Origin of the sequence: Lysobacter enzymogenes (genome assembly GCF_017168095.1) — a bacterium.
GTDB lineage: Bacteria > Pseudomonadota > Gammaproteobacteria > Xanthomonadales > Xanthomonadaceae > Lysobacter > Lysobacter enzymogenes_D.
This window is the reverse complement of sequence record NZ_LXSD01000122.1, coordinates 1-2,895: the sequence shown is the minus strand read 5'-3', so window position 1 is coordinate 2,895 and position 2,895 is coordinate 1. Positions and strand designations below refer to the sequence as shown.

At 70.8% G+C, this 2,895-nt stretch carries 1 protein-coding gene and 1 pseudogene; one reads left to right on the top strand and one right to left on the bottom strand.

Going from position 1 to position 2,895, the window contains the following annotated elements; genetic code table 11:
- A partial coding sequence (locus tag A7A76_RS03445; RefSeq protein ID WP_206409884.1) for a hypothetical protein occupies positions 1-1,188 on the bottom strand: 1,188 nt, incomplete at its 3' end.
- Between A7A76_RS03445 and creD the strand changes: the two are divergent.
- Positions 1,168-2,826 (top strand): annotated as a pseudogene (gene creD / locus A7A76_RS03440) (cell envelope integrity protein CreD); the annotation flags it as partial. The gene A7A76_RS03445 and the pseudogene creD overlap by 21 nt on opposite strands.
- Positions 2,827-2,895 lie beyond the last annotated feature (69 nt).

The following is a 2,895-nucleotide window of genomic DNA, read 5'->3' as shown; positions in this document are numbered from 1 at the left end:
CGTCGCGGCCGGCCATTGCGGGAACTGCTGCGCCAGCGTCGCGAACGGCGACTCCTGCGCCGCTGCGTCGCCTGCAGCGGCCGGCGCGCGCATCGCCAGCAGCGCCGCCAGCACCGGCCGATGCGGCGCGGCGACTTCGCCCAGTACCGATGCGCCCGCGCCCAGCGCCAGCCACTGCGCCAGCGGGTCGGCGCGCGGATGCTGCCGCAGCAACTGCGGCGCGGCGCAGAGCAGGGCGTGCTGGAGCGCGCGGTCATCGAGTTCGGCGTAACCCACATAGGCGGGCGCGGCTTCGCCCGCCGCGGCGTCGGCGCGGGCGACGATGCCCAACTGCGCAAGATCGGCGCTGCCGATGTCGCGCGGGCGCAGCGCATTGAGCAGGCGCAGCACGTCGGGCACGTAGCGCGCGGCCGGCACGGTGTTCTGCTTGCCCTTGATCTGCTCCAGGCTCCATTCGCCGAGGTCTTCGATCAGGCTGACGGTGACGTGCGGCCGGTTGCCGCCGTCGCGCAGGCTGAACAAGCGGATCCGGCCCTGCTCGCAACTGCGCGCATAGTGTTCGCCGTAGCCGCCTTCGAGCCGTTCGCGATCCTCGAACTGGCCCAGGCAGTGCTGCATGTGGAAGGACTCGTAGGCCAGCTCGGCGCGCAGCGTGGCGCCGCCGGCGCGCAGTTCGACGAAGCGCCCGTTCGGCGTGGCCACGATCTCGCTCAGCGCATGCGGCTGGCTCGGCCACCAGCCGCGGCGGCTGCGCCGCTGCATGCGCTGGTGGTCGCGCTGCCAGGCCGCCTGCGCCGCATCGAAGGCGACCCGCTGGAACTTGCCGGCCAGGCGCGAATGCAGGCGCGCGTTGAAGAACTCGACCAGGCGGCTTTCGCATTCGAGCAGCAGGCGGTGTTCGGGATCGATGTAGAGCATCGCCGTCGCGGCGCCGGTTTCGAGCTTGCGCAGGAACCAGTCCGGCGGCGCGAGCGCGCCCATGCACACCCGCCATTGCTCGACGCTGCGCACCGGCATGACGTGGGCGAAGCGGCCGATCGCCCAGCGGAAGAAATGGCTGCGCAGCCAGCGCGCGATGTCGGCGTGATCGCGGCGCTGGCGGCTGCGGCGGTCGATCGCGGCGCGGATCGCGTCGGCGTTGACGACGTCGCGCGCGGCGGCTTGCGGATGGTCGGTGGGGGAATCCATTCCGGAGATTCGTTCGGGGCGCCGTGCGAAGGGGGCGAAAGAAGGGCAGGGGCGGACGCTGGGGCATGGACGCCGGGGCGCGGCGGCCGGCTCCAGTATCCCCGCTCTGCGCTGCGGCCCCAAGGCCCCGCGCGCCGCACCGGCCGCTTCACCGCTGCTTCACCATCGCCGCACCGCCTCGCCATCGCGCCTCCGCACAAGCCTCCCAAGCTTGCCGGCAACGTCGCGGACACCCTCGCGGACAAGGAGCACGACATGCGGGTCTGGTTGAAAATGTTGATGGTGCTGGGGCTGACCCTGGCGATCTTGGTGCCGCTGCTGATGATCGGCGGGGTGATCGGCGAACGCCAGACCTACCGCGCTCAGGCGGTGGCCACGGTGGCGCGCAGCTACGCCGGCGCGCAGGCGTTCTCCGGGCCGGCGCTGATCGTGCCCTACGAGGACACCTGGATCAGCGAGGAAAGGGACGACAAGGGCGTGCTCAAGCACGTCGCCCATCGCGAACAGGGCCGCTGGATCTATTTCCCGAGCAAGCTCGAAGTCGAGGGCGAGATCGTCCCGCGCGAGCGCACGCTCGGCCTGTACAAGGTGCTGGTGTACGAATGGCAGGGCAAGGCCAAGGCCCGCTTCGCCGCCGATATCCCGGCCAATCCGGTGGCCGCGGCCGGCACCACGGTCAACGGCATCGCCCGCAGCATCGGCAAGCCGTGGCTGAGCTACGCCTTCGCCGACGTGCGCGGCCTGCGCGATCCCAAGCTGCGCCTGGACGGCGTCGAGGCGGCGATCGAGGACGGCCAGGGCGCGCGCGACGGCGGCGGCGTGCATGTGCGGCTGGCCGCGCCGGCGCCGGCGACGCAGTTGAAGGCGCAGACCGAACTGGAATTCGTCCTCGGCGGCACCGAATCGCTGGCGCTGGTGCCGCTGGGCAAGGACAACCGTTTCTCGCTGCGTTCCAAGTGGCCGCATCCGAACTACGGCGGCAGTTTCCCGCCGAGCTCGGACAGCATCGGCGCCGACGGTTTCCGCGCCGACTGGCGGGTGTCGTCGGTCGCCACCAACGCCCAGCGCCAGTACATCGCCGGCGCGGTGCTGCCGACGGTGGCGCTGTCGGGCCGCGGCGAAGACGGCTTCGATGTCGCCGCCGACCTCGGCAGCGAGATCAACGCGGTCCAGATCACCCTCAAGGATCCGGTCAACGTGTATTCGAAGGCCGACCGCGCGACCAAGTACGGCCTGCTGTTCGTGCTGCTGACCTTCGTCGGCTTCTTCATGTTCGAGCTGATCAAGCAGCTGCGCATCCACCCGATCCAGTACGGCCTGGTCGGCCTGGCGCTGGCGATCTTCTTCCTGCTGTTGGTCAGCCTGAGCGAGCACATCGATTTCGGCCTGTCCTATCTGATCGCCAGCGTCGCCTGCATCGGCCTGCTGGTGTTCTATCTCAGCGCGGTGCTGCGCAGCCTGGTGCGCGCGCTCGGCTTCGGCGCGATGCTGGTGACGCTGTACGGCGCGCTGTACGGCCTGCTGATTTCGGAGGACAACGCCCTGGTGCTCGGCGCCGGCCTGCTGTTCCTGATCCTGGCCGCGATCATGGTGATCACCCGCAAGGTCGACTGGTACCAGCTCGGCGCCCCGGCCAGGCGCGCCGACGCGCCGCCGCCGCCGCTGCCGCCGCAGTCGCAGTCGCAGCCCAAGGCGCCGCCGCAGCCG